Source organism: Limnobacter sp. UBA3528, assembly GCF_002377005.1.
Taxonomy (GTDB): Bacteria; Pseudomonadota; Gammaproteobacteria; order Burkholderiales; family Burkholderiaceae_B; genus Limnobacter.
Genome location: NZ_DFOZ01000019.1, coordinates 47,122 through 71,226, shown reverse-complemented (window position 1 = coordinate 71,226; position 24,105 = coordinate 47,122). Strand labels below are relative to the sequence as shown.

At 51.8% G+C, this 24,105-nt stretch carries 19 protein-coding genes; 10 read left to right on the top strand and 9 right to left on the bottom strand.

The window, feature by feature from the left end; genetic code table 11:
* Positions 1-211 precede the first annotated feature (211 nt).
* From B4N58_RS05295 to B4N58_RS05285, 3 genes are all read left to right on the top strand, one after another.
* Positions 212-826 carry a response regulator transcription factor gene (locus tag B4N58_RS05295; RefSeq protein ID WP_291746628.1) on the top strand — a complete coding sequence of 205 codons (615 nt, stop codon included), beginning with the start codon at positions 212-214 and terminating at the stop codon, positions 824-826.
* A 259-nt stretch (positions 827-1,085) separates the two neighbouring features.
* Complete coding sequence (locus B4N58_RS05290) at positions 1,086-2,051, top strand: hypothetical protein (RefSeq protein ID WP_291746625.1); 966 nt, start codon at positions 1,086-1,088, stop codon at positions 2,049-2,051.
* A gap of 262 nt (positions 2,052-2,313) precedes the next feature.
* Positions 2,314-4,122 carry a sensor histidine kinase gene (locus B4N58_RS05285; protein ID WP_008251659.1) on the top strand — a complete coding sequence of 603 codons (1,809 nt, stop codon included), beginning with the start codon at positions 2,314-2,316 and terminating at the stop codon, positions 4,120-4,122.
* Between the two features lie 24 nt (positions 4,123-4,146).
* Here B4N58_RS05285 and B4N58_RS05280 read toward each other — a convergent pair whose 3' ends face one another.
* Together B4N58_RS05280 and B4N58_RS05275 are read right to left on the bottom strand one after the other, a co-directional pair.
* Positions 4,147-5,265: an anhydro-N-acetylmuramic acid kinase gene (locus B4N58_RS05280; protein WP_291746620.1), complete on the bottom strand. Its 1,119-nt coding sequence runs from the start codon at positions 5,263-5,265 to the stop codon at positions 4,147-4,149.
* Between the two features lie 3 nt (positions 5,266-5,268).
* Entirely contained in the window at positions 5,269-6,504 is a 1,236-nt protein-coding gene (locus tag B4N58_RS05275; RefSeq protein ID WP_008251662.1) for a peptidoglycan DD-metalloendopeptidase family protein, read from the bottom strand.
* A gap of 281 nt (positions 6,505-6,785) precedes the next feature.
* Here B4N58_RS05275 and tyrS point away from each other — a divergent pair, with 281 nt between their 5' ends.
* Genes tyrS through B4N58_RS05245 form a run of 6 tightly spaced genes read left to right on the top strand, consistent with a single transcriptional unit; the run spans position 6,786 to position 12,360 of the window.
* Positions 6,786-8,057: a tyrosine--tRNA ligase gene (gene tyrS / locus B4N58_RS05270; RefSeq protein ID WP_291746617.1), complete on the top strand. Its 1,272-nt coding sequence runs from the start codon at positions 6,786-6,788 to the stop codon at positions 8,055-8,057.
* Positions 8,054-8,779, top strand: coding sequence for a histidine phosphatase family protein (locus tag B4N58_RS05265; protein ID WP_291746614.1), 726 nt, complete (start codon positions 8,054-8,056; stop codon positions 8,777-8,779). The genes tyrS and B4N58_RS05265 overlap by 4 nt, the downstream gene beginning before the upstream one ends.
* 53 nt (positions 8,780-8,832) lie before the next feature.
* Positions 8,833-10,077, top strand: a complete 1,245-nt coding sequence (gene glyA, locus B4N58_RS05260) for a serine hydroxymethyltransferase (protein WP_291746611.1) — start codon at positions 8,833-8,835, stop codon at positions 10,075-10,077.
* 18 nt (positions 10,078-10,095) lie between these two features.
* On the top strand, positions 10,096-10,563 hold the full coding sequence (gene nrdR, locus B4N58_RS05255) for a transcriptional regulator NrdR (RefSeq protein WP_291746608.1): 468 nt from the start codon (positions 10,096-10,098) through the stop codon (positions 10,561-10,563).
* A gap of 25 nt (positions 10,564-10,588) precedes the next feature.
* Positions 10,589-11,722, top strand: a complete 1,134-nt coding sequence (gene ribD, locus B4N58_RS05250) for a bifunctional diaminohydroxyphosphoribosylaminopyrimidine deaminase/5-amino-6-(5-phosphoribosylamino)uracil reductase RibD (protein WP_008251681.1) — start codon at positions 10,589-10,591, stop codon at positions 11,720-11,722.
* An 8-nt stretch (positions 11,723-11,730) separates the two neighbouring features.
* On the top strand, positions 11,731-12,360 hold the full coding sequence (locus tag B4N58_RS05245) for a riboflavin synthase (RefSeq protein WP_008251683.1): 630 nt from the start codon (positions 11,731-11,733) through the stop codon (positions 12,358-12,360).
* Here the strand turns inward: B4N58_RS05245 and B4N58_RS05240 are convergent.
* The 7 genes from B4N58_RS05240 to B4N58_RS05210 all read right to left on the bottom strand — a co-directional run bounded on the left by B4N58_RS05240 (position 12,351) and on the right by B4N58_RS05210 (position 22,810).
* Positions 12,351-13,106 carry a DUF3047 domain-containing protein gene (locus B4N58_RS05240; protein ID WP_291746603.1) on the bottom strand — a complete coding sequence of 252 codons (756 nt, stop codon included), beginning with the start codon at positions 13,104-13,106 and terminating at the stop codon, positions 12,351-12,353. The two genes, B4N58_RS05245 and B4N58_RS05240, sit on opposite strands and share 10 nt — an antisense overlap.
* Before the next feature lie 47 nt (positions 13,107-13,153).
* The gene (locus B4N58_RS05235) at positions 13,154-14,536 is read right to left on the bottom strand and encodes a TIGR04283 family arsenosugar biosynthesis glycosyltransferase (protein WP_291746600.1); all 1,383 of its coding nucleotides are present in this window, start codon (positions 14,534-14,536) and stop codon (positions 13,154-13,156) included.
* A 9-nt stretch (positions 14,537-14,545) separates the two neighbouring features.
* Entirely contained in the window at positions 14,546-16,042 is a 1,497-nt protein-coding gene (gene mgtE / locus B4N58_RS05230; protein ID WP_008251691.1) for a magnesium transporter, read from the bottom strand.
* Between the two features lie 21 nt (positions 16,043-16,063).
* Positions 16,064-17,323, bottom strand: a complete 1,260-nt coding sequence (locus B4N58_RS05225) for a putative Na+/H+ antiporter (RefSeq protein ID WP_008251692.1) — start codon at positions 17,321-17,323, stop codon at positions 16,064-16,066.
* A gap of 22 nt (positions 17,324-17,345) precedes the next feature.
* Positions 17,346-19,145, bottom strand: a complete 1,800-nt coding sequence (locus tag B4N58_RS05220; RefSeq protein WP_291746596.1) for a bifunctional chorismate-binding protein/class IV aminotransferase — start codon at positions 19,143-19,145, stop codon at positions 17,346-17,348.
* A 60-nt stretch (positions 19,146-19,205) separates the two neighbouring features.
* Positions 19,206-20,408, bottom strand: coding sequence for a patatin-like phospholipase family protein (locus B4N58_RS05215; protein ID WP_291746593.1), 1,203 nt, complete (start codon positions 20,406-20,408; stop codon positions 19,206-19,208).
* Positions 20,409-20,494: 86 nt separating this feature from the next.
* Complete coding sequence (locus tag B4N58_RS05210; protein WP_040513353.1) at positions 20,495-22,810, bottom strand: NADP-dependent malic enzyme; 2,316 nt, start codon at positions 22,808-22,810, stop codon at positions 20,495-20,497.
* A 93-nt stretch (positions 22,811-22,903) separates the two neighbouring features.
* Here B4N58_RS05210 and B4N58_RS05205 point away from each other — a divergent pair, with 93 nt between their 5' ends.
* On the top strand, positions 22,904-24,103 hold the full coding sequence (locus tag B4N58_RS05205; RefSeq protein WP_291746589.1) for an aminotransferase class I/II-fold pyridoxal phosphate-dependent enzyme: 1,200 nt from the start codon (positions 22,904-22,906) through the stop codon (positions 24,101-24,103).
* Positions 24,104-24,105: the final 2 nt, after the last annotated feature.

The window sequence follows — 24,105 nt, the reverse complement described above, 5'->3', positions numbered from 1 at the left end:
AGGGCCCAAACACGATGAAAAGAAGTAACAGAACGAAGTCACTTCAAGAATTATTACTGTAATTACGGGTTTTGCGTATTGACTGCATGAACCCAAGACGATTAACTCCCCCTAAAGAGGGTTGGAAAAAGGTGTTAATCCAATAAAGATGTTCATATGCTCACATCTGGTGACACCTTTTCAACTAGCTTTTCCTCGGGAGGAGACATTCATGCCATCAAACCAAATTCTGGTTATTGAGGATCACCCACTTTTCGCAACAGGCATCAAAGACCTGGTTGAATTCGTGGCAACCAACGCAGACATACTCTGCGCGGCCAGCATTGCACACGCGAAAGAATTGTTCAGCAAAAATTCCCCGGCACTTGTGATTACTGACCTGCGTTTGCCAGACTGCCAAGGGCAGGATGTGATTGACACCTTGGCCTTGATGAGTGCAAACCTACCCACCTTGATCATGAGTGGCGACGACACCCTTCTTCACTCCGTGGTACCCAATCAACATGCCCCTTCTTGGACGCTGTCCAAATCGGAAGGCTTTGAACAAACTTCGGCGGTGTTGCTGGAAGCACTCACCCGTGCGGGTGTTCAGGTTCAATGGCGCCCCAATGCGCTGTCCAATCGCCAAACCAACGGCGAACACATCACTGGGCGACTTGGTCAAAACAATGGCATTCAGTTAACGCACAAACAACAACAAGTCATGCACTTTCTGGCCTCTGGCCTTTCCAACAAGGAAATTGCCCGCAAGCTTGATTTATCACCAGAAACTATAAAAACACACTTGCGCGAGATTTTCACGCGTACCGATGAATTATTTTTTTGAAGCGATACGCTGAAAAAATAAATTTGACAAATTGACTCAGTTATACTGTATACTTATACAGTATCAATCTTACTTAAGTTAATTTGTGAAAGGCTATCCTTTTCTTCGCACCATTCCCCAGTTTGTCCCACAGCGCTTTTGCATCGACGCAGTAGGCCAATTGCAGTCCAAACCTCTTTCAATCAAAGGGTTCTACCCAGACTTCCCATTTCTCTATCTTTCCTCAGGTAAGCCTTGGAGTCTCGGAAACTCGTACTTGGTGAAATACGCAGAGGACAAAGTGGGGGTGTCTGCTTACAACTCAGAGACCATCTATTCCAACGCTCGTAGCTTGTTGGATTATGCAGCGTTCTTAGAAAAAGAGTCGTTAGACCCTCTGGAAATGCCCGTAGATAAGTTTGAAAGGGCAACCTACCTTTATCGTGCCGACCTAATTCGCCGTTGCAAAAAGGGTGAAATTAAGGCTTCAACCGCACAAAAACGAATGAGTTGCGTCATCAACTTTTATAGGGGGTTGAGCAATTGGGATTTGATAGACGATGTAATGTTTGAACGGACACACACAGCCAGAACTGCGTTTATTCAAATCACCAACAATGAAGGTTTTGCAAAGCAACTTGCATTAACAACCACGGATTTGGCTGTGCCTATCGCCCCTAAAGTGGCTAGACCTGGGCAAGTAAATGACGGTGGATTGCTCACTCCTTTAACACCGAAGGAGCAGGAAATCTTATGGCAGGAGGTCGCCAAACTTGACCGTTGCTATCAACTGATGTTTCGGGTTGCAACCGAAACTGGGGCACGTTTACAAACAGTGTGCACATTGCGATGGTCGTCTTTGTTGGACGCACAAAGCGTTCACGGCACGTATTACATCGAAATCGGAAAGAATAGTTTGGTGGACTCAAAGTTTGAGAAATCCTATGAATTGCAAATGTCTTCCGAGCTAAGGCAAGACCTTCTAACCTACATTGAATCTCCGTTGGCCAAAGAAAGAAGACAGAGGTCATTTTACGGGGACAACGAGAATAACTACGTGTTTCTTAGCTCTCACGGAGCACCGTTTCTGACCAGTCGCCAAGAGAAACTAGACCGTAGCCCAGAGCCAAAGGCGAGGTATAAGGCGGCCATGCGCGTCCCGAACAAGCCTGCTGTCGCTTGCCCCGAACCTGAGAGGGGCGAGGCGGTTAATCCCGCCGAGCGACAGGCTTGTGACGCTGTATAGCCTCTATTTCTTTGACAAGAATATATCGCCTATTGTCAAAGTTTGATTAATTCTTTGACATTTTTCTATTTCACCGTAAACCTTGTATTTATGCGGGTTTCGCCAAATGTCAAAGTTTGACGGTCAAGGGTATATATCCATGAATGTGAAAAACAGAACCCAGGCCGTCAGTCTTTATCGCAAAATTCCGCGACTCAACGCATCAGCCATGGCATAAAAACCAAAAGCCGGCAACAAAGCCGGCAATGACTATAACTATAAAATGACAGACAGTTCACTATCAGGGCTAGCCGTATTACTGGGTATTGCTTTATACCCATTCTTTGCAAATCACCTTCCCAATCAGCGGCAAAATGCGGCCGCTGTCATTGGTGTGGTTCTGCTTGGATTCGTAATTCTTGGTTACAACACACCACAAGAACTTGAACACGGCACCCCGTTTCATGCAGCACTGCAGGCCGCGTCATTCCTGTTTTTCGGGAGTGCCTTTCTAGGTCGAAAAAGAGGTGTTGTCGCTGCAGAGCGTTCTGCCCTGGTTCCTTTCGCGATCGGCTGCATCACTGCGATTGCAGACATGTTCACCACTTCTGGGTTGGTATACACGGCCTTTATTACTGTTCAAGCGGTCTGTCTGCTGGCAATTACAAAAACCTACAGCAATTTACCCAAAGTTACCCTGATCAAAGCGGTTTATTTCGGTCTGTTGTACTGTTTGGTCAATGGCCTCTTCCACGCATCAACATCGACAGAACTCGCGTGGATACTGGACTACAGGATTGTGGAAATTCTCTTTTACGTCTTGCTTGGTACCTGCGTTTTTCACATGGTGTTTCAAGATTTTTCACGAACCCGTACGAAAAAAGGTCTTGATGGGCAAACAAGAATTGATCAAGACATCATGAAACTGGCGTTTCGAGGGCGCCGGGTTTTAAAGGACTTTCGTCACGATTTGCGCCAGCCCTTGAGTACCTTAGGCATATTGGCCAGCGTGGGCAAAGCCATTTCGAAAGACCCTGAAGTTACAGCAAGATACCAACACATTCAAACCGCACAAAAAGCGTTGAAAAATATGCTGGAAGATTTCTTTGACCAATTGGGCAATGCAATCCGGTATCCGCAAGATGAAAACGCCGCCCCTATGATGCCGGTAACGGTACATGACATTCTTGGTCCGTTAATCGAAGAATACAGAATGCTGGCCGAGGTCAAAGCGCTTCAAGTTCGCTATGTACCCAGCGAAATTACGGTGACGAGTAACAAGGAAGCTTTGGCCAAGATTATCCGCAATGGTCTGGACAACGCCATCAAATACACCAACAAGGGGGGTGTTGTGGTTGGTCTGCGCAGACGAAAGGGACGGGTATGTATTCAAATTGTGGACACAGGTTCTGGCGTTGAGAACAACAAAGTAGCTGCTCACAACAAAGGCTGGGGCCACGGTTCAAGTATCGTTCGCGATTTGAGCGAACAGATACTCGCCAAAACTGAATGCCGCAACCGCTACTACAATGGCAAATTGGCTGGCTCTGTGTTCGAGGTCATCTTGCCGGAAGAAGCCGAAGTTAGCCATCACAGCAAAAGACCCGCTTTCAATACTCAAACTGTATTTGAAGCACAGGTCATGGCGATGAGCCACGATCATCTTCTGGAAATTCGGCGTCGACTTCCGGTACAAGGATTTGACAAAGTCGAGTTCAGTCTCAATGGTGCTTATCGCGCCTACCTTACCGCCCTGCGTAAAGGCATGTCACCTGTGTATATCCTTTACGCCGGCGACCCAGCCCAAAAAATGCATGCAATCGAGCAATTGAAACTTTTAGGCTCTTTGTTAGACTACGAGCCCTGCTGTATTTTGATTTACAACGCGAGCCTTGAAAACAATCCCCAAGTTGAATTCGGGCGTGAAATGATTAGGGTCCCCTGGATTCCAGGGCAAGCCGATATTAGTCTTGGGGTCATTTCCGAGCTATTTCCCACTCGAGACAACTCCTTGAGTACATTCAGCGAAGCAGCAGTCCATTCTCAAAACACAAACAAGAATTTGGGCAGTAAATCATTGCTGGCGAACTAGGTTTGGCAAATACACACCGCCTGCTTATTTGGCCACGTGTAAAGCGCCCAAGATCGCAGGCCTGCTTGCACCAGTGATTGAAGGGCAATTGCCAGTTGCAGCCAACACGTACTGCACGCCAAGCCAGGCAAAAGCAGCGGCCTCAACCGCCTGAGTTGGCAAGCCCAAATTCTCAATCGGCAGGAAATCTGCTGGCGCACATTCACAGCGTAGCTGATTAATGAAGGTGCTGTTTTTTGCACCGCCACCGCACACATAAACCTGCTCAACCAAAACAGGTAAACACGACTTTACCGCTCTGACAGCTAGAGCCAGTAGGGTCGCCATGATGTCTTCCGATGAAAGCTCATTAGAGTCTACCAAACACGACTCAAACCAGTGCGCACTGAAATCATCACGACCAGTGCTCTTGGGCCAGGGTTGATGAAAGAAAGGATGGGTCCAAAAACCTTCAAGCAAAGTGTCGTTCGGGCTGCCCATCGCAGCAATTTCACCGTCATTGTCCATAGGCAAGCCAAAAGCGCGCTGAGCCCACAGGTCCATCAAACAGTTGGCTGGACCACAGTCACCACCAGTCAATTCTTGCCCCTGTCCGTTAAGCACCGTGAGGTTTGAAAATCCACCCAGGTTCAACACAGCGGTTTGGTCGTAAATACCTTTGCCATTCAACCATGCTCGGTGAAAAGCAGGAACCAGCGGAGCACCCTGCCCGCCCAAGGCAACGTCTTTTGAACGCAGGTCATTCACCACATCTATCCGGGTTTTACTGGCCAGCAAAGCTCCATCCAGCATTTGGTAGGTGTATCCGAGATCGGGCCGATGGCGAAGTGTTTGACCGTGTGCGCCAAGCACCCGAACATCAGCCGGCTCTAATCCGAGAAAACACAACAATTCATTCACGGTGCTTGCATACAGCTCCGTCAGGTCTTTTCGAGCCTGCAGAAAAATCGCAATAGGATCAGAATTGGAAGGAAAACGGGGGGGAATTTCTTGCAGCAGTAAGAGAGTTTCTCTCAAACTCTGCGGAAACTCAGCGCTAAGTACGCCGAGAAACCGCATTTCCTGAGTTTTGGAATCAATCTGAACCGCTGCGACGTCAACACCATCTGTACTGGTGCCAGACATGGCGCCCAAGGCAATCATGATTTACTGGGCACGAGCCAAGCGTTGGGCGGTGGCCAGCTCCATGCGGCGGTCAAGCGCAAGCTGTACGCGCTTGAATTCACCGAATGAATTTCGATCCAATGGTTCAGCCTGAGCCACGGTAATGCTTAAAGGATTTTTCGGAACCCGGTTGACGCGGAACTCATAGTGCAAATGTGGCCCGGTTGCCCAGCCTGTGGCACCCACGTATCCGATCACATCACCCTGTTCTACTTTCTGGCCAACTTTAACGCCTTTGCCAAAACGAGAAAGGTGGGCATAGGCCGTGCTGTAGCCGCTGTGGTGTTGAATTTCCACAAAATTGCCGTACCCGTTTTGCCAGCCAGAAAACTTCACTGTGCCGCTGGCTGTGGCCATAATCGGCGTGCCTGTGGGTGCGGCGTAATCCACGCCATTGTGCGCCTTCCAGCGTTGTTGAATGGGGTGGAAACGACGAGGAGTGAACCCTGAAGAAATTCTGGAGAAAGCCAAAGGCGATCGCAGGAAAGATTTTTTAAGGCTACGACCTTCTTCGTTGTAATAACCCGCGTTTCTATTTCCACTTGGCGCAAACCAATAGGCTTTGTAAGGTTTATTGTTGTTGACGAACTCAACCGCCAACACACGCCCCGAACGCGCCGACCGACCTTCAAGTGTAAGGTCTTCGTACACTACCTTGAACTCATCGCCCTTTTGCAGTTCGCGATGAAAGTCAATGTCAGATCCAAAAATTTCCGTCAGTTGAATAGCCACTGAATCGGGCATACCTGCCTTGTCAGCAGCGGCAAACAGAGATGACTCAATTCGGCCGGAGCGGAAAACTATCTGTTTCTCAAAGTTGACAGATTCAAGCTTCGAGACAAATTGCCCATTCAGCTTCTGAACCAGGATCGACTCTTGGCTGTCTTCATCGATGCCGCTTTTGTAGCGGAGCCACTGCAGATCGCCATCAGCGGTTTGCTGAACTGTCAACACACGGCCTGCACGCAGGTTTACCAAATTACGCGCGGTTTTGTCTTGGCCCAAGAAAGTGGCCAGGCCAGCAGTGTTCACACCCATGCGCTCAAGTAAACCCACCAGTGTGTCACCACGGCGAATTCGCTCTTCGGCAACCAATGGATCAAAGGTGTAAACGCCCTCATCTGCGAGGTTAAGTTCAACTGCCTCTACAACCACTTCCGAATTAATTAGAGCGGAATCAACCGGGGAATTTTGAACAGAGCCAGCAATTGCAACCACTGCACCGAGAACAGGGAATGAAAAAAACCCTACAATGACCCACTTTCTGTGATTGTGGGATTGGGGAAGCGCGGAGTCGGCAAATTGCCACCCCGACTGGATAAAGCGCTTGGTAAGAGAAAAGCCCTGTCCCCACGCGGCGATTGCTCGCTCTAATAAATTCTGAAGCATCATGTTTTAGTTTTAAAGGTGTGAAATTTCACGTGCCGATCGCCCACAATCAGCTTTATTTTCAAAAATACAACACTGAAGTTTGCCAGAGTGTAACAAAGGATTGCCAAATGAACCAGTCACCTGATAGTAGGCCCCCCAAAATTACGGAAATTACTGAGAATTTGTCTGATTCCGTTCGGCACGCCCTCGATGTGACCAAGCGTGGCTGCGAAGAACTGTTGATTGAATCGGAATGGATTCAAAAACTGGTTCATAGCGAGAAAACAGGCAAACCCCTGCGCATTAAATTGGGATTGGACCCCACGGCACCCGACATTCATTTGGGCCACACAGTGGTACTCAACAAGCTTCGACTATTGCAAGATTTAGGCCATCAAGTCATTTTTCTGATTGGCGACTTCACGTCCATGATTGGCGATCCATCAGGCCGGAACAGTACTCGACCGCCATTGACCAAGGAACAGGTTCAGGAAAACGCGAAAACCTACCATGAGCAGGCCGTTAAAATTCTGGATCCCCAACGCACAGCAATTGAATTCAACAGTAAATGGCTGATGCCCTTGGGTGCAGACGGCATGATCCGCCTGGCCAGCAGCTACACCGTGGCGCGCATGCTGGAGCGTGATGACTTCACGAAACGGTATCAATCCGGTACGCCGATTGCCGTGCACGAGTTTTTATACCCGCTTCTGCAAGGCTACGACTCAGTTGCGCTGGAAAGCGATTTGGAGTTGGGTGGCACTGATCAGAAATTCAACTTGCTGATGGGTCGAGAGCTGCAAAAACAAAATGGCCAAAGCGCGCAATGTATTTTGACCATGCCGCTGTTGGTGGGCACCGATGGTGTGGACAAAATGTCGAAGTCCAAGAACAACTACATTGGCGTAACAGAGACACCTTCCAATATGTTCGGCAAGGTGATGTCAATTTCTGACGAGCTAATGTGGAACTGGTACACCTTGCTTAGCTTTAAATCCCTGGCTGATATTGAAGCGCTGAAACAAGCCTGCGCCAGCGGTGAAAACCCACGCAACGCCAAAGTGGCACTGGCCCAAGAGTTGGTCGCGCGTTTTCACACCCCACAAGCAGCGGTTGACGCACTGAACGAATTCGAAGCACGGTTCAAGCAGGGGGCCTTGCCCGAGGACATGCCCGAGATCAACCTGAATTTGCCGGAAGGTGACGCGGACGCAGGTTTGGCCTGGGTACTGAAAGCTGCCAGCTTGTGTGAAAGCAGCAGCGACGCGAACCGAAATATCCAGCAGGGCGGCGTAAAAATTGACAGCGAGAAGATATCCGACAAAGCCACCCGCTTGGGCAAAGGCACTTACGTGATTCAGGTTGGCAAACGCCGCTTTGCGAAGGTGCACCTGAATTGAACAGCCAAGCTCTTGATTTTGGTGCAATTGTCAGCAAAAAACCGGTGGGATCGCGCTTCATTCTGGTGCGCCATGGAGAAACGGACTGGAACAAGGAAAAGCGCTTTCAGGGCCACACCGACATTGCCCTGAATGCGCACGGCCTGTTGCAAGCTCAATTGCTTCGCAAGTACTTTGATTCGCTGGAAGCGCGAGAAATTTCGCTTTACGATCAGTGCGTCAGCAGCGACTTAACTCGGGCACACACCACCGCATCGACGATTCACGGCTCCAAAACACCCGCCATGCAGTTGTATAAAGGCCTTCGGGAACGTGATTACGGTCATTTGTCGGGCTTGACTGGCGATGAAATGCAGGTCAAAAGCCCCAATGAATTTGCTGGTCTAAAAAACCGAATCCCCGACTCTCCCCTGTCCGGAGGGGAGAGTCTGGCCCAGTTCTACCAAAGGGTGGTATCTACGTTTCAGCAAATTTGCGCGGTCAGCACCCACAAAACAATATTGCTGGTGGCCCACGGCGGTGTACTCGATTGTATTTACCGATACTGCACTGGCGAGCTGTTGCATACGCAGCGTGAATGGCAACTGCCCAATTGCGCGCTCAATGTGGTCGATATTGATCCCCAAGGCAATAAAAGTGTGAAACTGTGGGCCTGGACCGGGCATTTGAACCACGACAAACCGGGCCAAAACATGGACGAAGTCGATGGTCGAATCGCTTGAAATCATTTAGAATATTGGGCTTGTCTTGAACCCAATCCTTTCCGGAAATCGTTATGTTTGACCGCCAAAAGGGCATCGCCCAAACCGACCCAGAATTGTGGACTGCCATGCAGCAGGAAACCACCCGCCAGGAAGACCACATTGAGTTGATCGCGTCTGAAAACTACGCGAGCCCAGCCGTGATGGAAGCCCAGGGTTCACAGCTGACCAATAAATACGCCGAAGGCTACCCCGGCAAGCGCTATTACGGCGGTTGCGAACATGTGGACACAGTTGAAGATCTGGCCATTGAGCGCCTGAAAAAACTGTTTGGCGCCGAAGCCGCCAACGTGCAACCCAATTCAGGCTCACAGGCCAATCAGGCTGTATTTTTTGCCTTGCTCCAGCCTGGCGACACCATCATGGGCTTGTCGCTGGCTGAAGGTGGTCACCTGACCCACGGCATGCCACTGAACATGTCTGGCAAGTGGTTCAACGTGGTTTCTTACGGCCTGAACAAGGAAGAAGCCATTGATTATGACCAGGTGGAAGCTTTGGCCCGTGAACACAAACCCAAAATCATCATCGCGGGTGCATCGGCCTACGCTCTGCGTATCGACTTTGAGCGCTTTGCCAAAATCGCCAAGGAAGTGGGCGCCTACTTCATGGTGGACATGGCCCACTACGCGGGTCTGATTGCTGCGGGTGTGTACCCCAACCCTGTACCGCATGCTGATGTATGCACATCGACCACGCACAAATCGCTGCGTGGCCCACGTGGCGGCATCATCTTGATGAAAGAGGAACTGGCCAAGAAAATCAATAGCGCAATTTTCCCCGGCATTCAGGGCGGTCCCCTGATGCATGTGATTGCTGGCAAAGCAGTGGCCTTCCACGAAGCCCTGCAACCTGCATTCAAGGAATACCAGCAGCAAGTAGTGTTGAATGCCAAGGCTTTGGCTGAAACCCTGGTTGAGCGAGGCTTGCGTATCGTGTCTGGCCGCACCGAAAGCCACGTGATGCTTGTTGACCTGCGTGCCAAGGGTATCACCGGCAAAGCTGCCGAAGCGGCTTTGGGCAATGCACACATCACAGTGAACAAGAACGCGATTCCGAACGACCCCGAGAAGCCATTTGTAACCAGCGGCATTCGCTTGGGTAGCCCTGCAATGACCACACGTGGCTTCAAGGAAGAGCAGGCCCGCGCAGTCGGTCACCTGATCGCCGACGTACTTGAAAACCCGGAAGACGAAGCCACATTGGCCACAATCCGCGCCAAGGTCAAGGAATTGACCAGCCAGTTTCCTGTTTACAAGTAAGCAAGGGGCCACGGCGTCATGAAATGCCCTTTCTGTGGCAACGCCGACACCCAGGTGGTCGATTCGCGCACGTCTGAAGAAGGCGACGCGATTCGACGCCGCAGGCAGTGCAGCAGCTGCGGCAAACGTTTCACGACCTACGAACGGGCCGAACTGTTTTTGCCCGCAATCGTCAAGAAAGACGGTTCACGCGTCGAATTTTCACGAGACAAACTTCGCGGCAGTTTGATGCTTGCCTTGCGCAAACGCCCGGTTCGCGCCGAGGCCATTGATGACGCCATTTCGAGCATTGAAGAAAAACTACTGGTGAGTGCCGCCCGGGAAGTAGACACGAAGTTTTTGGGTGAGTTGGTGATGCAACAACTCAAACAACTCGATACAGTGGCCTACATTCGTTTCGCATCGGTCTACAAAAGCTTTGAAGACCTGCAAAGTTTCTCTGAAGAAATTGCACATTTAACTGCCCCAGCCAAAAAAGGCGCCTAAAAGTAACTGTGAAGTAACTGAAGCCATGGCCACCTTTTCACCCACCGACGAACACTGGATGCAGCATGCGCTGAACCTGGCCTGGAAGGGACAGTACAGCACCACGCCGAACCCGCGCGTGGGTTGTGTGTTTGTGCGCGATGGCGTGGCGATTGCGGAGGGCTTTCATGCCAAGGCAGGTGAAGGCCATGCGGAAGTGCAAGCCATTGCCGACTCCAGGGCTCGCGGTGTCTCCCTGGCAGGCAGCACCGCCTATGTAACCCTGGAACCCTGCGCCCACCATGGGCGCACCGGCCCCTGTGCGGAAGCACTGGTGGCAACGGGTGTAGCGCGGGTTGTAGCGGCGGTGCTAGACCCCAACCCGCTGGTGTCAGGCAAAGGCATGGCGATTTTACAAGCGGCTGGCATTGAGACCGCGCACGGTGTGTTGATTGAACAGGCGCGCTGGATTAACCGTGGTTTTTTCAGTCGCATGGAACGCCAACGCCCCTGGGTGCGCTTGAAAGTGGCCAGCAGCGCCGACGGTATCAGCGCGCTGAACAATGGGGCAAGCCAGTGGATCACCGGCGAGGCAGCCCGGCTGCATGGCCACCACCTGCGTGCGCAAGCCTGTGCGGTGCTCAGTGGCATTGGCACAGTAAAAGCCGACAACCCGCAACTGAATGTGCGCGGCATTGACACGGAACGCCAGCCCTTGAAAGTGATTGTGGACAGCAAGCTGGAAATTTCACCCGATGCCCGCCTGCTTCAATCCGGGCGCGTACTGATTGCACACACTGAACCACACAGACCGGGCTGGCTGACGACACACCCGAACGCAGCAAATATCGAGGCCTTGAACGTGGCGCCAGTGGCGGCAGGTTTGCATGCTGGCAAAGTAAAAACGGATTTGCTGCGCCTGTTACAAGAGCTGGCACAACGTGGTATCAATGAGTTGCACCTCGAGGCAGGCTTCGGCCTGAACGGTTCATTCCTGCAAGCGGGCCTAGTCGATGAAATTGTGCAATACATTGCCCCTCGATTTCTGGGGCCAGGCCAAGGCCTGTTCCGCCTGCCAGAACTCGAAGCCCTGCCCGCTTATGTCAGCTGGGCAATTCAGTCATTTGAACAAATTGGACCAGACCTGCGAATTACGTGGGTTCAAAATAATCAGGAGTAGTAGCACCCATGTTCACCGGAATTATTGAATCAATCGGTCAAATCAAAACTGTTGAGCCCTTGCAGGACTCAACTTATGCAGGAGTACGTCTTGCAGTGCATGCACCCTCGCTCGACTTCTCAGACGTCAAACTGGGGGACAGCATCGCCATTCAAGGTGCCTGCATGACCGTGGTGGCCATGCAAGATCAAACCTTTCACGTGGACGTCTCGCAGGAAAGCTTGTCGAAGACCGTGGGTTTAAGTCAACCCGGTGAAGTGAACCTGGAAAAAGCCATGCGCCTGTCCGATCGTGTTGGCGGTCACCTGGTCAGCGGTCATGTGGATGGTTTGGGCAGTGTGGTTGATTTTTCGCCAGTCGGTGAAAGCTGGCACTTGCAAATACGCGCGCCAAAATCCCTGTCGCCTTTCTTCGCCTACAAGGGTTCGGTCACAGTGAATGGCGTCAGCCTGACCGTGAATCAGGTCGATGACCATGCAAGCGGCGAATGCGATATTCACATCAACCTGATTCCGCACACGGTTCAAATGACCACCCTGAAACATTTGAAAGCGGGCAGCCCGGTGAATCTGGAAATTGACCAGATCGCCAGGTACTGCGAGCGAATCGTGAAGACCATGAATTTGAATCAGGGCTGAGCTTGCACGCTACCAAACAGGGCCTTGGCTTTCGATTTGGTATTGTCTGAATCAGCGCCCAAAGCCAAGCCAGTGATCATCACGGGCCCTTCTGGCAATTCTTTGCCGAACGCCTTACGTGCATCAGCCTGCAAATCCCGGTTTTCTGAAACCAGCTCAGCTGCGCTGGCCATATCGCGAAGCACAATGTTTTTCACACGGTCAGTGTAGGGATTATCAAACACCTGCCCTACTTTTTCACCCGGCGTACCCCACACATAACACAGGGTGGCCGCGGGCAAGCGCTCACCGGAAACAGTGCGCGCAGCGGCCAATGCAAGGCGGGCTCCAAGACCAATTTTGCTTTCATCCACCTGGACAAAAGCGCACAGTTTTGCGCCCGCATCGTCGCCCGCCTTGGTCTGCAAATTCGCCTTTGCTGGTTGGGTTAATACCTGCCATTCCCAACCCAATGTCTTCAATGCCTTCGGCTTATCAAACAGATGCACCAAGGTGCCGTAAGCCTTGTCTGCGTCAGCAAGCAACACTGTTTTCTCGCCGTTTTTCTGCAAGCTGAACTCGGTGTGTGCTGCAATGTCCGGGTGAAACTGGGGTTTCCATACAGCAGGAATTCCGGCAGACACATCGGTCGGCCATTGGGGCAAGGCCTCGGAGGCATGCAAAGGCATGCTTATGCAGATCAAGCTGGCTGCGAGTGCGCCAGCCACGCGTGCCTTTTTGGCACCTGTCCCATTTGGGGTTTTCATCAGCTCCTGTTTCACTGTCTGCATTTTTTCCTCACGACTAATTTTTGTCAGACCTCACCTGTTGGGTAACGTTCGACCCAATCTTCAGGGACACAACCTTGCAATACGGCCTGTTGCAAATCTTCGGGCTCGTCGATGTCAAGTTGCGCCTCAAACCATGTGGCTTCAATGCCAAGTCCGTCAAGTGCTTCACGGGTTTGTGCAGCCACCTGCGCACCTCCCCATTGAATATGGCCAGAAAATACGGAGGACACACAACGCGTGCAGGCCAGGGCTACATAACCCCCGTCCAGCGCAGGGACGAAGGCCAATTCATGTTGTTTGGCGGCTTTTTCAAGTGCGCGCAGATCGTTCAACGTGAACTGCACTGCATCTGGCCCCAACAGCACAACCACCTCACTGTGCTTCAAATGGGTTTGAACTGCAGTTTGCATGCGCACACCCAAATGCCCTTCCGGTTGAATGCAGCGTGTCACCTGTCGCGTGGCCAGTAATGAACCCCACTGTGCGTCACTGCCGCCATCAGTCCACAAGACCACATTCACACCACTTAATTTATCAAGTGTACTGAGCAACAGATATCGGGCAAATTCTGCGCATTGTTCAGCGCCCAACATGGGCTCCAGCCTGGTTTTTACACGCCCAGCCTGTGGATATTTCGCAAAAACAGCCACAGTCAAAGGGATCTTTTCACGCGCATCTGCATACTGCCGCGCCAGCTCGGTAGCAGGCACCCCACGCCAGTACTGATAGCGAAAGCGCCACATCAACAGGATTGTTTTCCATGCGCCCTGGGTGTCCCAGCGCCGGCCAGAAGTAATCACGGGTGTGCCAATTGGCAAAAAGCACGGTGCAGCCACCTGTTTCAAGCGCTTGCTCCATTCAATGTCTTCCATCAAGGGTTGCTCAGGAAAACCGCCAACCTTTTCAAACAGCAGTCGACTGGCGAACAGGGCTTGATCACCCGTGGCGATTTTGCTGAAGCGGGAGCGATGATTCATGAGCCAAGCCACTACAGGCAACCACCTGCTTTGCCCGGAAATTCGCACATTGAACCGACCCCATACAGACTGACCGCCGCGAGCCTGAAGCGCCTGCGAAAAACCGTTCCATGCAGCAGCATTCAGGACAGTGTCCGCATGCAGAAAAAGCAGGATGTCACCCTTGGCCGTGGCTGCACCGCAGTTCATTTGTCGCGCACGACCTTTTTGGCTTTGAATGGCAGTAATTTGCAGATGCACTGCCAAGGATTGCAGGGTTTGCCAGCTTGCATCGCTCGAACCGCCATCGACCAAGATGATTTCATCACAAGGTCGAAGCAATTCAGTCAAGGCGTGAATTCGCGGGGTGAAACTGTCACGGTCAATGGTGGGTACTTCGTTGAACACAGGCACCACAATCGACACGGAAGGCGCAGCAAAAGGCACCATATGCAGGCTTTAAAAGAACAGGGAGGCCAGTCCCAGGAAAATAAAGAAGCCCATGCTGTCAGTGGTAAAGGTCAGCAGCACGGAAGACCCCATGGCTGGGTCACGCCCCATTTTCTCCAAACCCAAAGGCACCAGCACACCAATCAGCGAGCCAACCAACAGGTTCAACATCACAGCAAGGGTCATCAACAAGCCCAACATGACGGCGTTGGGTGACCCGAAATACAGGCCCCATGCCGCAAGGCCTGCCACGCTGCCCCACACCAAACCGTTCAAGCCAGCAATGGCCAGTTCTTTCTTCAGCAACAATTTGAAATTCGCAGCGGTTACCTGGCCAAGTGCCAGCGAGCGAATCATCAAGGTCATGGTCTGGTTGCCCGAATTGCCCGCAATACCCGCCACAATGGGCATCAAAGTGGCCAAGGCGACGACTTTGGCAATCGTACCTTCGAAGGAGTCAATCACGCGACTTGCAAAAAAAGCGGTGCACAGATTCAGACCCAGCCACATCCAACGGTTTTTGGCAGACTCCCACACCGACGCAAACAGATCTTCTTCTTCACGCAAACCAGCACTCGAGAGCAGGTCTGCTTCGCTTTCCTCGCGAATCACATCCACGACTTCATTCACGGTCAGGCGACCAATCAGCTTTCCGGATGGATCAAGCACGGGCGCCGACACAAGATCGTAACGCTCAAAGGCCTGCGCAGCTTCATAGGCATCGTCCAATGCAGACAGCATCAGCACTTCACGACTCATCACCTCGCTCACCAGGGTTTCTGGTTCATTTACCAAAAGGCGGTCCAAGGGCAGACTGCCCTTGAAGTGATCGACCCGATCGACCACAAACACCTGATCGGTTTGATCTGGCAATTCGTCAAACCTGCGCAGGTAGCGCAACACCACTTCCAGTGTCACATCATCGCGAATTGTCACCATGTCGAAGTCCATGCGCGCACCCACCGTGTCTTCCGGGTAACTCATGGCTGCGCGTAGTTGTTCGCGCTCTTCAAGGCTCAGGCTGCTGGCCAGTTTTTCCACCACATCGCGTGGCAAATCGGGGGCCAATTCCGCAATTTCATCTGCGTCCAGAGATTCGGTGGCAGCGAACAGTTCTTCGCTGTCCATGGACTTGATCAGGCTTTCACGAACGGCATCGCTCAATTCAAGAAGAATGTCGCCATCGCGTTCAGAGCGCACCAGGCTCCACACCAACATCCGCTCTTCTTGCGGCAAACTTTCCAGTACATAGGCCACGTCAGCAGGGTGCAACAGATACAGCTTGTTACCCAGTTCGGTCAGGTGCTGTCGGTGCACCAGCTCTTCGACCAGGCTTTGCCGCTGCGGATTGACTGTGGTTTGCTGGTTGTGAACAACGCTTTCAATGACTTTCTGTTTGCGCAACATCGCCTGCACTTCGGCCAGGGCCCTCTGTGCATCATCGAGATCGTGAGGCAGCTCAATCGCTGGCTCTTGATCGTTGTAGTCGATGTTTTGTTCGCTCAAGTCAAAAGTCCCGAATCAGGATTACAAAAACTGGAATGCCACCACGGCCACCAATGTTGGGCCGAGCGCCGCAATCAACAGCTTGCCTGCATTGATGGAGCCGTCGTTGAAATACTTTTGCAAAATCGCAAATCCCGCCGGATTGGGCGCATTGGCGATCACGGTCAGGCCGCCGCCAGTCACGGCACCTGCCACCAGCGCATATTTGAACTGCTCATCCACACCTTCAACCAAAGAACCCAGGTAGGTCAATGCCGCATTGTCTGTGATTGCGGTCAAGGCAGTTGCACCGTAATACAACGCAGTGGGGCTCATTTCCTTCAACACATCTTGAAGCCACCAAGCCTGCATACCGCCCAACACCACCAAACCAGCCAGGAAAAATGCCACCATCAAGCCTTCTTTCAGAATCAGGCGGTCCTGGTAGCGGCTGTATGCGCTGGTATATCCCAGGAAAAACAGGAACAGCCCCATGAACATGGCCGCATGGTGCGCAAACACCACCACCCCGACCAAAAACAGCAGGTGTGTGGCAATCACCCAGATTGGCATGTCCTCTTTGGGACCATTCTCGGCTGGCTTTTTCATCGCTGTCAGTTCTTTGGCAAACAGGAAGGTGACCGCCGTGGCATTCACAAACACGGCAATCGCCGCCTTCCAGCCAAACATGGTCAGCATGTACTGCATGTCAAAGCCCCACTTCGCAGCCACCATCAACACAGGTGGCGCAGCAAATGGGGTCAATGTACCGCCGATCGAAATATTCACGAACAACACGCCCAGCGTGCCATACATCAATTTGTTGCTGATGCCTTGTGAATAGAAACGATCGCGCAGCAGGAAGGCCGCAAGAGTCATGGCTGCCGGCTCTGTGATGAAAGAGCCCAGCAATGGCACAATCGACAAAGTGGTGAAAAAATAAGCCACTTGCCTGTCAATCGGAATGACAGAAGCCACCACTCGAACGATTCTTCCTGCCAGTACCAGAATCGGCTTGCTGGCTGCAATGACCATGATCGCGAACACAAACAAAGGTTCGGTGTAATTGCGCGTGTCGACATAATCCAGTGCTGCGGTTTGACCGATCACGAAGAACATGAAGACAACCAGCACCATGGCCCAAAAGCCAAACACCGCCTCCACTTCACCCAGCAAATGCCACAAACCCGCATGGTTGGGCTGTGTGTGTGCAAGTCGTTCAAAGTACTTGGTTGAAAACGTGTGTATGACCGCAATGGCGAACAGACTTGCGCCAATGATCTCTATGGTGGTCGGGTTCATGTCGGGTCCCTTTGATTATTTTTTATAGTTGATTGTTGGAAAACAGCGCCTTGCCTTCACGATCAAGCACCGACGAAACAGGTACCCAACCACGCAGGCTGTTGATCAACCACATGGCTTGAGCGCGTTGCAAGTCTTGCACAGTCAGCGCAGTTTGCCGAATCGTATTTTCCCTTAAAAGGCATTGGCGCAACACACCGGGCAACAAATAAGTGCCTGAGTCTGTAGATATTTGTGGTGTTAAATACTCGCCATCAATTTTCAGAACAACATTGCAGCGACAAGTTTCAGTCAAGTGGCCATGCTGGTCGTACAGCAACACATCAAAATCACCCTGTGCCTGCTTCTGAAAAAATTCGTATTCGGGCCGATGTGTGGTTTTGTGCAAAATAAACTCGGAAGGCGCCAGCATCGCCCGGTCAGCCAGGCGAATTTGAACAGGTGCATCGCTCAAGGCAAACGCATGCAATTCCAGTTTGAACTCGCCGACCGCGTTCAGCAGGCAGCGCGCACGGAAAACCCCCTGGCTATGCTCGGCAGCAGTTTGATGCAAAGTTTTCTTTACTTCGGACAGAGTGAACACGTAGGAAAAATTGTCGGCACTGGCGGACATCCGTTGCAGGTGTTCATCCAGATTCACCCATTGCCCCTGTTCCAGACGCAATGTTTCAAGCACCTGAAAATCACAGGTGGCCTGCCGCAGGAAAGTTGTTTTCTGCCACCACTCCTTCTTTTCATCTTCTTCGGTTGAATACCAGGTAATGCCACTGCCTACGCCGTATTCCAGAACACCGTCGTGTTCAATCACGGTACGAATCGGCACATTGAAATGTGCATGACCACCAGGACTGAGGACTCCCAAAGCACCGCAATAAAAATTGCGTGGAACCGCTTCCCATTCAGCGATTCGCAGCATGGCCTGCGATTTCGGCGCCCCAGTGACACTGCCGCATGGAAACAGGGCTGCAAACAAGTCCGCCAAGGTAACACCAGGCGCAGTTTGACCAATGATGCTGGAAGTCATTTGATCCACCGTGGGCAAATGCATGACATCAAACAGCGACCGAACCTGCACTGACCGTGGTTTGCAAACTTTCGCCATATCGTTGCGAAGAAGGTCTACGATCATGACGTTTTCTGCACGGTCTTTTTCGCTGTCGCTCAGCACACCAAATCCACTGGACACGGGATTGCGGGTGCCTTTCATTGGTGCGGTTTGTAGTTCTGTACCATCCCACTGAAAAAACAATTCCGGGGACAGGCTAATTGCGTTGAACGCACTGCCACGCAAGAACAGACTCTGGGGCGCAGCTTGTGTCAAATACAAATGCTGAAACAAAGCCCAGGCATCAATGCCGCCACTTGGCGCCTTAAGGCGTGTGGTCAAATTGATTTGATAAAATTCGCCCGCCTCGATGGCCTTGCGAACCAGTTGAAATGAATCTGAATATTCACTGTGCGTTTGCTGGTCTTGCCAAGGAGAAAACCCACCGTCGAGGGCAAGCGCTTGAAGCTGCTCAAGTGGATAAACACGCACCTGCCCCGCATCAAATGCGTGAAATTCAATCAAGGGGAAATTCGGGTTGCGACACACTTGCAATGAAGCATCAAACGCGCAGGCCGCTTCATAACTCAAACCGCCCACAACATACATGCCTTGCCGGGACAAGGCGTGTGCTTGCACCAGAACGGATTCAACTTCGTCCGGAACAAAACTACCCAGTACAGCCACCGGTTTGCCGATAGCAACACACAGTCCTTCCGGCGCCTGGGCGTTGGTCATTCTGGCGTGCCATGCGGCGGCTACAAACTGAGAAGACATGAAGAACAAACGCCCGCGCTACCCGTGAAACATCAATTGTAACGCGGCTTTGCGCAGAACTCAGCGATCTGACTGACCCAGGTGGAAGAACTCGTACACTGCATCTTTTTTGGCAATCGTGTCGGCAATGCCCATTCGAATTAACTCACGGGTGTAGTTTGCTTCGAACAGCAGGTAACTGGCCAAAGAGGAACCACTGGCCTCCGTAGCCCCCAAAGCCGACAACAAAGTGCGCACCGGGCGGGGCAAATCTTTCGTGTGGCGTGCTGCAATTTCATCAATCCTTTCGGAAGGTGAAATCACCAACAGCTCAATCGGTTTCAATGTAGTTTTCGTGGCCATTTCGGGCGGCAACAACCCCAGCGTTTTGTTGACACGGCTCAAACGCTCAATGTCGATCGACAAACTGTCCAAAAAAATGGACGCCATGGCATGGCCTGCAATTTGAGCCAGGCTGGGATACGCATTCTGGATTTCAACACGCTGCGTATGGTCTTTGTCCGATTGACTGGAGCCAATCACCATCACCCGGTTTGCCCCCAGATGGATTGCGGGACTAATTGGGGCCAATTGGCGAATGGAACCATCACCAAAATGCTCCATCTGCCCCTCGATATTTAGTTTCACTGCTGGAAATACAAAAGGAATTGCTGCAGAGGCCAACAGATGCTCGACAGTGATCCGATCGGGCAATGCCACCCTTTGCGTTCTGGCCCAGCTTTCAATGGCCTTCTGGGTTTGAAAGAAGGTTACGCTGCGACCAGAACTGTAGCTGGATGCAGTCACTGCCAAAGCGTGAATGGTGCCGTTTTCAAGTGCTTCATCCAGCCTTCGAAAATGCAACAACTCGTGCATTAAGTGCGAGAGAGGGGAATTGTCGAGCAGGCACTTGGGGCGCTTGCGAAGCATCCAGCCAATCGAAAGTGCAGACAACCAGCGTGCACCGGTGCGAATAATACCCAAGGAGTCTGAGCGGAATACTTGATCTGAGCTGAAGTTCTCCCAGACTTTGAGCATGCGGTCCGTAGACTGATAAAAGTTGCGACCTGCACAAGCCAAGGCTGCCGCATTAATTGCACCAGCCGAAGTACCGCACAAAATTTTGAATGGAAAATCGAATTCGCGTTTGTTTTCTTGCTCAAACCACTTGGCAAGCTGATGCAAAACACCCACCTGATAAGCGGCCCGTGCGCCGCCGCCTGACAACACCAGTCCGGTGATGTCATCATGCTCTTCACTGTGAAATGTGTCTTGATCGCTCATGAAACCATTGTGCGACACATTTCGAATAAGTTAAAACAAAAACAGGCGTGTCTTGCACGCCCATTTGTTGTTTTAAAGTGCTACTTTTAAAGCGAACTGACCCGCTCAGAATTCGCGTCGAGAACAGCCAGTGCAGTCATGTTGACGATACGACGTACCGTAGCCGACGCCGTCAAAATGTGTACAGGTTTGTCTGAACCCAGCAAAATTGGCCCCACAGCAATACCGTTACCTGCAGCCGACTTCAGCAAATTGTATGAAATATTGGCTGCATCAATGTTTGGACACACCAGCAAGTTGGCTTCACCGGTCAAGGTAGAACCCGAGAAGATGGTGTTACGCACCTGCTCGTCGATGGCACAATCACCGTGCATTTCGCCGTCTACTTCCAGCCAAGGGGCAATGTTGCGAAGAATCTGGAGCGCCTCGCGCATTTTCACAGCCGAAGGCTGATTGCTCGAGCCGAAGTTGGAATGCGAGAGCAAGGCTGCTTTAGGCTGAACACCCAAACGCAGCATTTCTTCGGCAGCCATCAAAGTAATCTCGGCAATTTGCTCAGCCGTTGGATCGTAATTCACGTGCGTGTCGACCAAAAACACCTGACGGTTGGTCAACATCAGACCGTTCATGGCACCGTAGGTGTTGCAACCCGCGCGGCGACCCAACACTTGATCCACATAGTGCAAATGCAGCGAATGGGTACCAAAGGTACCGCAGATCATGCCGTCTGCATTGCCTTTGTGAATCATCATCGAACCAATCAAGGTGTTGCGGCGACGCATTTCTATTTTCGCGTAGGCCTCGGTCACACCCTTGCGCTTGGTCAAGTCGTGGTACATGCGCCAATAGTCTTTGTAGCGCTCATCGTACTCGGGGTTGATCAACTCAAAATCTACACCAGGCTTGATACGCAGGCCGAAACGTTCCAGACGGCGCTCGATCACGGCTGGGCGACCAATCATGATGGGTTTGGCAATGGCTTCATCAACCACCACCTGCACCGCACGCATCACGCGTTCATCTTCACCCTCGGCGAAAACAATGCGGGAGGTTTGCGGCGTTTCGGCTACACAACGTTTGGCCACCGCAAAAATTGGCTTCATAAAGGTGCCAGAATGGTACACAAACTGCTGCAACTGGTCTTTGTAGGCTTCCAGATCAGCAATTGGACGTGTGGCTACACCGCTTTCCATGGCGGCTTTTGCCACTGCAGGCGCAATGTGCACGATCAGGCGGGGATCGAAAGGTTTTGGAATCAGGTACTCAGGACCAAAGCTTAAATTCTGCGTACGGTAGGCCGATGCCACGACATCTGATTGTTCCTTGCGAGCCAGCTCGGCCACTGCGCGAACTGCCGCAATTTCCATTTCTTTGGTGATGGTGGTTGCACCCACATCAAGCGCACCCCTGAAAATAAAAGGGAAACACAACACGTTGTTTACCTGGTTCGGGTAGTCGGTACGGCCGGTACACATAATGGCGTCGTCGCGAACTTCCTTCACCTGTTCAGGCAAAATTTCCGGTGTGGGGTTGGCCAAAGCCAGAATCAGGGGCTTGGCAGCCATGGCTCGCACCATATCCTGTTTCAAAACGCCACCAGCTGACAAACCCAAAAACACATCTGCATCTTTGATGACATCGGCCAAAGTACGCGCATCGGTGTCTTGGGCAAACAGGTCTTTATCGGGATCCATGTTGGTGGTGCGGCCTTTGTAAACCACGCCATCAATGTCGGTGACCCACACGTTTTTACGCGGCAGACCCAACTCAACGAGCAACTCAAGGCAAGCCAAGGCGGCAGCACCTGCGCCAGACACCACAAACTTCACTTCATCCAGTTTTTTACCGATTACTTCCAGGCCATTCAAAATGGCTGCACCCACCACGATAGCGGTGCCGTGCTGGTCATCGTGAAACACCGGAATATTCATGCGCCCGCGCAAGGCGCGTTCAACTTTAAAACAATCTGGCGCCTTGATGTCTTCCAGATTGATGCCGCCAAATGTCGGCTCAAGGGAAGCAATAATTTCAATCAGCTTGTCGGGGTCGTTCTCGTTGATTTCAATATCAAATACATCGATACCCGCAAACTTTTTGAACAGTACCGCCTTGCCTTCCATGACAGGTTTAGCGGCTAACGGACCAATGTTGCCCAAACCAAGCACTGCCGTGCCGTTGGTAACCACACCCACCAGATTTGCTTTGGCGGTGTATCGCACAGCGGTTGACGGGTCCGCCTCAATTTCTTCGCAAGCTGCTGCAACCCCGGGGGAATAGGCCAAAGCCAAGTCACGCTGGTTAACCAGGCTTTTTGTCGCCGAAATCTGCAATTTCCCAGGCTTTGGAAATTCATGATATTCAAGGGCGGCCTGCCTGAAGCGCTGATCCATTGGTTGAGCCATATAATCTTCTCTTTGAGGTGAACAACAGAACCGAAAATTATAGGCTCAGCCAGTGAAGCTGTCCCTAGGGGTTTCCACAAATCGCGCAACTTGTTGGCGCCACTCACTAACAAGGGTGAAGAATTGAAGCAGTCCAGCCTTAGCAATCTTGTTCAACCCTTTCACGTCATGGAACTGGTGAAAGCGGCAGACGCCCTGCAAGACCAGGGAAAACAGGTGATTCATCTTTCGATCGGTGAACCCGACTTTCCCATGCCAGAACCTGTTGAGCAGGCATTGGTCCGAGCGGTTTCAGAGCACAAAACCCGTTACACTGCGGCCCTGGGCTTGCCCGAGCTGCGTGAGGCCATTGGCCGGTATTACCAAAGCAATTTCAAGGTTGAGATACCGGCCCACCAAATCGTAATCACATCGGGAGCATCGGCCGCGCTTATGTATGCCTGCCTTGCGCTCATCAACCCGGCCGACCATGTGCTGCTAACCGACCCCGGTTACCCATGCAACAAAACCTTTGTGCAAATGGCGGGTGGTATTCCTGATTTTGTGCAAACCCATGAAGCACAAAACTTTCAACCCAGTTGGGCCGATTTGAGCGCTCAGTGGACGCGACAAACCACAGGTGTACTGTTGGCCTCGCCCAGCAACCCGACCGGCACCCAACTCAGTGCACAAGCCATGCAGGAAATTGTCCACGGCGTAAGCACACGGGGCGGTTTTGTAATCGTCGATGAAATTTACCAGTCGTTGTGCTACGACCACTCCGCGCAAAGTGTACTTCAGGTGACTGGGGCACCCAGCGAACAACTACCCTTGGTGGTTATCAACAGTTTTTCAAAGTATTTTGGCATGACGGGCTTGCGCCTTGGATGGATGGTGGTACCAGAAACCATGTTGCCTGCCATTGAACGATTTGCCCAGAATTTAAGCATATGTCCCAATACACCCGCGCAATGGGCGGCATTGGCCTGTTTTGCACCGGAAACACTGGCTATTTGCGAGGAGCGACGACAGGTATTCAAGGCGAGAAGGGACTTTGTGGTGAGTGCACTTCCGAAAGCAGGGATCGAGCTGCACTCGACACCAGACTCTGCATTTTACGTTTACGCCAAGTCGCCCTATGACAGCGATCGCTATTGCGAGGAATTGCTGGAAAAGGCTTTGGTGTGCGCTGTCCCCGGCAAGGATTTTTCAGAATTCCGGGGAAGCGAGATGATGCGGTTGTCTTACGCCAATTCGATGGACAATCTGGAAACTGCCATCGAACGGATACGAATTTTCAACCAAGGCCGGTAACC